This is a genomic window from Nonomuraea sp. NPDC052129 (genome assembly GCF_040680095.1).
Lineage (GTDB): Bacteria > Actinomycetota > Actinomycetes > Streptosporangiales > Streptosporangiaceae > Nonomuraea.
Window position 1 is genome coordinate 1 of record NZ_JBFAVX010000076.1, and the last position, 4,952, is coordinate 4,952.

Here is a 4,952-nt window from a genome sequence, read left to right on the forward strand (position 1 = left end):
CTGGTTTCAAGGGTGAGAGCTGGCCCCATCTACGGGTGAGTGTTGGCCCCACTGCGTGATCGGTTGATTGCGTTCTGGTGAGTTTTGGCCCCACCCGCAGGCTTGTGGTGAGACTCTCGATGTGCCCGATGGCGAGGGGGCACGTGGTGGGTCTGAAGACCAAGGTCGAGTTGTATGCGGCGATCCGCCGAGATGCCCGGGCTGAGGGCCTGTCGATCCGCAAACTCGCAGACAAGTACGAGGTGCACCGCCGCACCGTGCGGGACGCGCTGGGCTCGGCATGGCCGTCACCGAGGAAGAAGATGCTCCCGCGCCGATCACGGCTGGACCCCTACAAGCAGGTGATCGATGAGATCCTGCGGGCTGACCTGGACGCGCCCCGTAAGCAGCGGCATACCTCTCAGCGCATCTTCGACCGACTGGTCGCCGAACACGAGATGGAAGGCGTGTCCTATTCCACGCTGTGCGAATACGTCCACGACCGGCGCCCGAAGATCCGCATTGAGGCGGGCCGGGCGGCTCCTGAGGTGTTCATCTCCCAGTCGAAACGGCCCGGAGTCGAGGCCGAGGTCGACTTCGGCGAGGTGTGGGTGAATCTGGCCGGGACGATGACCGTGTGCTACATGTTCGTGTTCCGGATGTCGTACTCGGGCAAGGCGGTGCACCGCGTGACCGCTTCCTGCGGCCAAGAAGCGTTCCTGGAAGGACACGAACACGCCTTCAACGTGCTCGGGGGCCTGCCGACGGGCCAAGTCCGCTACGACAACCTGACCTCCGCGGTGGCCCAGGTGCTTGGCTTCACCCGCGGCCGGGTGGAAAACGAGCGCTGGACCGCCTTCCGCTCGCACTACGGCCTGGAAGTTTTCTACTGCCGCCCCGGCCTGAGCGGAGCCCATGAGAAGGGCGGGGTCGAGGGCGAGGTGGGCCGATTCCGCCGCAACCACCTGGTCCCGGTCCCGGTGGTGGCCACGCTCGCGGAGCTGAATGCCACCATCGATGAGTGGGACACCGTCGATGACCAGCGGCGGATCGGCTCGCGTGCGCACACTGTGAGCGAGAGTTTCGCCATCGAGCGCCCCCTGCTGCGGCCGCTGCCCGACGATCGATTCGAGACGGGCCGCGTCTTCCATCCCCATGTGAACCGTCATTCGCTGGTCTGCGTCCGGATGAACTACTACTCGGTGCCAGTACGGCTGGTGGGCCGCAAAGTCCGGGTACTGCTACACGCCTCGGAACTGGTCATTTTCGACGGCAAGACCGAAGTCGCCCGCCACGAGCGGCTGATCGCCCGGGGTAAGCCCCGGCTGAGGCTGGATCACTATCTGGAGATTCTGCTGCGCAAACCAGGCGCGCTGGCCGGGTCAACGGCGCTGGAGCAGGCCCGCCAGCTGGGAACCTTCACCACCGTCCATGACGCCTGGTGGGCTGCGGTCCGCAAGGCCCACGGCGAGGCCGAGGGCACCCGCGCGCTGATCGAGGTGCTACTCCTCCATCGCGGCATGGCCCACCGGCACGTCGTCGACGGCATCGCCACCGCGCTGTCGGTCGGCGCATTGACCAGTGACGTCGTCGCGATCGAGGCCCGCAAGGCTGCCCACGCCGAGACCGGAATGGCCTCCGCCACTACCTCCTCGCCGACCGGCCCGGTGGGCCAACCGGCCGAGTTGCCGCCGCTGCCCTCGCTGACCGAGCGGCGCCTGGCCGCGCTCCCACCCGACAGCCGACCGCTGCCGTCGGTGGCCGCCTACGACCAGCTCCTGCGCTTTCGTCCACCCGCTACCGGCCAGGGAGATACCCCATGACGATTCACCAGCGTGGTCTCACCGAGCCGGCCGCCGAGACCGCGATCGACCAGGCCTGCAAGATGCTGCGCCTGCCCACCATGCGCAGCCAGTTCGTGGCCATCGCCGACGCCGCCGAGCGCGAACAACTCACCTACCGCGGCTTCCTCGCCGAGCTGCTGATGGGCGAGTGCGAGGACCGAGAGCGCCGCCGCTCCGAGCGGCGCATCAAAGCCGCCGGATTCCCCCGCCAAAAATGGCTGTCCGACTTCGACTTCGAGGCCAACCCCGACATCCCCGCAGCGACCATTCACACCCTGGCCAAATGCGAATGGGTCAAGAACGGGCACCCGCTGTGTCTGATCGGCGACTCCGGCACCGGCAAGTCACACCTACTCATCGCCCTGGGCACCGAGGCCGCCATGGCCGGATACCGCGTCAAGTACGTCCTGGCCGCCAAACTCGTCAACGAACTGGTCGAAGCCGCCGACGAGATGATCCTCAACAAGACCATCGCCCGCTACAGCCGCTACGAACTGCTCTGCATTGACGAACTCGGCTACATGGAACTCGACAAACGCGGCGCCCAGCTGCTCTTCCAGGTCCTGACCGAACGCGAAGAGACCGCCAGCGTCGCCATCGCCTCCAACGACAGCTTCGGCGGCTGGACCAAAACCTTCACCGAACCCCGCCTCTGCGCCGCGATCGTCGACCGGCTCACCTTCAACGGCTCCATCATCGAGACCGGCACCAGCTCCTACCGACTCGCACAGACACGCGCACGCCAGGCAAGCGGAGCCTGAGTCCCAGCCTCCGACCATCCACGCCACCCGATGCCATCGACGGCCGTGCGTTTGGTTTCGTTCGTGAGAAGTGACCGCATTTGTTCGTGAGTTCTGACCGCACTTGAGGGCTGGAACCATGATCAATGTTCGGGAGAGCCGACCGCACCAATGGGATGGAGGTCGCGGGGACAGGGGGGCTGGTTTGTCAGTGCTCGGCCCTACCATGCGGAGCATGAAACGATATGTCGACGAGGACCTGCACGGTGCAGAGTTCCGCGAGTGCGATCTGACCGGGGCACGCCTGATCGGCGTGGTCATGCAGGACGCCGTGATCGACGGGCTCATCACCAACCTCGTGGTGAACGGGGTCGAGGTCACCGAGTACGTCGAGGCAGAGCTCGACCGGCGTAATCCGGTGCGGCTGCTGATCCGCTCCGAGGACCCTGCCGATCTGCGCGAGGCAGCGCGTCAGCTCCATGCCGGCTGGGCCGCCACGATCGAGCGAATCCGTCGTACGCCCGGCATCGAGCGCCGCAGCGTGAATGACGAGTGGTCGGCTGTGCAGACGATGCGCCACCTGGTCTTCGTCCACGACTCGTGGTTCCGCCGTTGCTGCCTGGGCTCGACGGAGCTGTTCACGCCGATGGGCATCGGGACGACCGTTGAGCCCTACCGTGGAGCGCACGGGCTTGACCTCTCGCTCGATCCGTCCCTCGACGAGATCGTGAGCGTGCGTGAGGCACAGGCCGCCGAGCTTGAGGCCTGGCTCGACGGGGTCACCGCTGGGCAGCTCGCCGGGCGAGCGCCGGTGCCCGACGACGATGTCTGGCCGCCGTACGCCCGGGGCCGCTCGGTGCGGCGGTGCCTCGGCACGGTGCTCAACGAGACCTTCGAGCACCACGGCTTCTGCGTCCGCGACCTCGACCTGATCGAGGCGCAGGACGCTGAGTAGGACCGGCCACGGACTCACGCGGTACTTCTCGAGCATCCGGCGGTACTTGCCTCACATGCCTGATGCTCCGCAGGCACCTTTGATAACGGGCGGCCGCCCGGAGGTCGGCGAGCTCGTAGAGGTGCGCCGCCCTGGAGGCCGGCGATGCGGTCCATGAGTGCGGTCGAATCCCACGAACAACGACTTCGCCCAACCATGCCCGCGGTCACAGCCGACGAACAACCGCGGTCAGGTCACGCGAACGAATCGAGCGGGACGAGCCCACTGCCCAACATGACCACCGAAGCCGATCCGGGCAGCCTACTTGCCTAACATGACTGACAGCCCCTCAAACAGCTGACCAGCAAGTTCGCTTGAGAACCCAGATAACAATCGGCCTCGTAAGTGGTGGCGCGGTGCATGTCCTTCATCGCGGTCATCGCCGTTCGGGCGGCCGACATGGACCTGGCCGGGGAACCTGTGCCGCCAGCTTCTTCGGCGCCCGCAGGCAGTAGCTCTCGATGAGCAGCTCGGCGATCTCGTCCCAGTCCGCGTCCGGTTCGATCACCATGCCCACGACCTGCGGGTGCCACCTCGGTTTGTAGAACGGGTGGCCGGTGCCGACGAGCGCGGCGAGCTCGGCACCGTCGGAGCGGAAGGTCAGGACGGTGGCATCCCCGACGAACGGCGCGTCGCGGGTGTAGGCGGGCGGGTACTCGTCGCTGATGCCGAGGACGTGGGCGAAGGTCTTCTTGCGGACCAGCCAGCGGGTGCCGACCCAGGCCTGTTCCTCGTAGACGCCGGGGAGTGCGAGGCACAGCGCGCGGAGGCGGTCGAGGACGTCGTCCGGCACGTCGGGGCTGTCCGGCATCGGCGTCTCCCAAAATTGTCGGTGCTCTCGTGCATGATGCCCCGCCATGAGCCTGAACCACGTCGACATCGTCCTGGCGGCTGACCCACTTGCCTGACATGCCTTACCGATCATCAACCGCTGAACAGCCGGAACGCTCAAGACCCTGAGGCAGGCGGCGGAGACCTTCAGTGATGCATCAGCGTCAGGTGGCACTCTCGCTGACTTGATCAACACCTGAGCGAACGCCACTCGCCATGACCTTAGAGCCCGGGTGAGGCACGTGGCGGCCTCTTGGAACGCCACTCGACTGCGGCCGAGATCGGTCCACTTGCCTTACAGCGCTGCAGACCACTGACCAGCGAAGTCGCTCGAGAACCCAAGATAACCATCGAGCCGACGAAGGAGGCCCTGCGGCGCCGATCGCCCCCGGCAACCCCCCGGCCATCAGCCACAGCCAGCGATCGTCACGGGCTCAACCCGCCATCAAGGCCTCAGCTATGCCTCGGGTGGGGCCAAAACTCACCCGTGATCAAGACCCCCAAGATCGCTAAATGGGGCCAAAACTCGCCGGTAGGTGGAGCCAGCTCTCACCCCTGAAATCA

General features: G+C 66.2%; 4 protein-coding genes. 3 read left to right on the plus strand and 1 reads right to left on the minus strand.

Annotated features, from left to right (window positions below; translation table 11 throughout):
* The first annotated feature begins 152 nt into the window (after nt 1–152).
* The 3 genes from istA (at nt 153) to AB0L53_RS59125 (ending at nt 3,518) form a co-directional block, all read left to right on the plus strand.
* Nucleotides 153–1,802, plus strand: a complete 1,650-nt coding sequence (gene istA / locus AB0L53_RS59115) for an IS21 family transposase (RefSeq protein WP_358342808.1) — start codon at nt 153–155, stop codon at nt 1,800–1,802.
* The gene (istB, locus tag AB0L53_RS59120) at nt 1,799–2,584 is read left to right on the plus strand and encodes an IS21-like element helper ATPase IstB (protein WP_358342804.1); all 786 of its coding nucleotides are present in this window, start codon (nt 1,799–1,801) and stop codon (nt 2,582–2,584) included. Before istA ends, istB begins: the two co-directional genes overlap by 4 nt.
* 214 nt (nt 2,585–2,798) lie before the next feature.
* The gene (locus tag AB0L53_RS59125) at nt 2,799–3,518 is read left to right on the plus strand and encodes a DinB family protein (protein WP_358342806.1); all 720 of its coding nucleotides are present in this window, start codon (nt 2,799–2,801) and stop codon (nt 3,516–3,518) included.
* A 415-nt stretch (nt 3,519–3,933) separates the two neighbouring features.
* On the opposite strand, the gene AB0L53_RS59130 is transcribed toward AB0L53_RS59125, so the two are convergent.
* The gene (locus AB0L53_RS59130) at nt 3,934–4,368 is read right to left on the minus strand and encodes an MmcQ/YjbR family DNA-binding protein (protein WP_066372915.1); all 435 of its coding nucleotides are present in this window, start codon (nt 4,366–4,368) and stop codon (nt 3,934–3,936) included.
* Between the last annotated feature and the right edge of the window lie 584 nt (nt 4,369–4,952).